Below are 1,428 nucleotides of genomic sequence, written 5' to 3' on the forward strand. Positions count from 1 at the left end.
TGAGACCTGATGCCGAGCCGATGTGGTGAAGTGGATGATCCTATGCTGTCGAGAAAAGCCTCTAGCGAGTTGCACGGCGGCCCGTACCCTAAACCGACTCAGGTGGTCTGGTAGAGAATACCGAGGCGTTCGGGTGAACTATGGTTAAGGAACTCGGCAAAATGCCCCCGTAACTTCGGGAGAAGGGGGGCCACACCCGGTGATGGCACATGCTGTCTGAGCTGGGGGTGGCCGCAGAGACCAGCGAGAAGCGACTGTTTACTAAAAACACAGGTCCGTGCGAAGCCGTAAGGCGAGGTATACGGACTGACGCCTGCCCGGTGCTGGAACGTTAAGGGGACCGGTTAGTCGCTCTTCGGGGCGGCGAAGCTGAGAACTTAAGCGCCAGTAAACGGCGGTGGTAACTATAACCATCCTAAGGTAGCGAAATTCCTTGTCGGGTAAGTTCCGACCTGCACGAATGGCGTAACGACTTCTCGACTGTCTCAACCATAGGCCCGGTGAAATTGCACTACGAGTAAAGATGCTCGTTTCGCGCAGCAGGACGGAAAGACCCCGGGACCTTTACTACAGCTTGATATTGGTGTTCGGTTCGGCTTGTGTAGGATAGGTGGGAGCCGGTGAAGCATGCACGCCAGTGTGTGTGGAGGCGTTGTTGAAATACCACTCTGGTCGTGCTGGATGTCTAACCCGGGTCCGTGATCCGGATCGGGGACAGTGTCTGGTGGGTAGTTTAACTGGGGCGGTTGCCTCCCAAAGGGTAACGGAGGCGCCCAAAGGTTCCCTCAGCCTGGTTGGTCATCAGGTGGTGAGTGTAAGTGCACAAGGGAGCTTGACTGTGAGACTGACGGGTCGAGCAGGGACGAAAGTCGGGACTAGTGATCCGGCGGTGGCTGGTGGAAGCGCCGTCGCTCAACGGATAAAAGGTACCCCGGGGATAACAGGCTGATCTTCCCCAAGAGTCCATATCGACGGGATGGTTTGGCACCTCGATGTCGGCTCGTCGCATCCTGGGGCTGGAGTCGGTCCCAAGGGTTGGGCTGTTCGCCCATTAAAGCGGTACGCGAGCTGGGTTTAGAACGTCGTGAGACAGTTCGGTCCCTATCCGCTGTGCGCGTAGGAGTCTTGAGAAGGGCTGTCCCTAGTACGAGAGGACCGGGACGGACGAACCTCTGGTGTGCCAGTTGTTCTGCCAAGGGCATGGCTGGTTGGCTACGTTCGGGAGGGATAACCGCTGAAAGCATCTAAGCGGGAAGCCTGCTTCGAGATGAGGGCTCCCACCCCCTGGAGGGGGTAAGGCTCCCGGGAGACGACCGGGTTGATAGGCCAGAGATGGAAGCCGGGTGACCGGTGGAGTTGACTGGTACTAATAGGCCGAGGGCTTGACCGTAGATGTTCGCGTCCACTGTGTGGGTTCTGAGACCACGA

1 rRNA gene is annotated in these 1,428 nt (G+C 57.9%); it reads left to right on the forward strand.

The features are described from left to right. Positions 1–1,390: ribosomal RNA gene (locus ACLIYP_RS30410) — 23S ribosomal RNA — on the forward strand; the annotation flags it as partial. Between the last annotated feature and the right edge of the window lie 38 nt (positions 1,391–1,428).

The organism is Streptomyces nanhaiensis, assembly GCF_046614825.1.
GTDB classification, from domain to species: domain Bacteria; phylum Actinomycetota; class Actinomycetes; order Streptomycetales; family Streptomycetaceae; genus Streptomyces; species Streptomyces radiopugnans.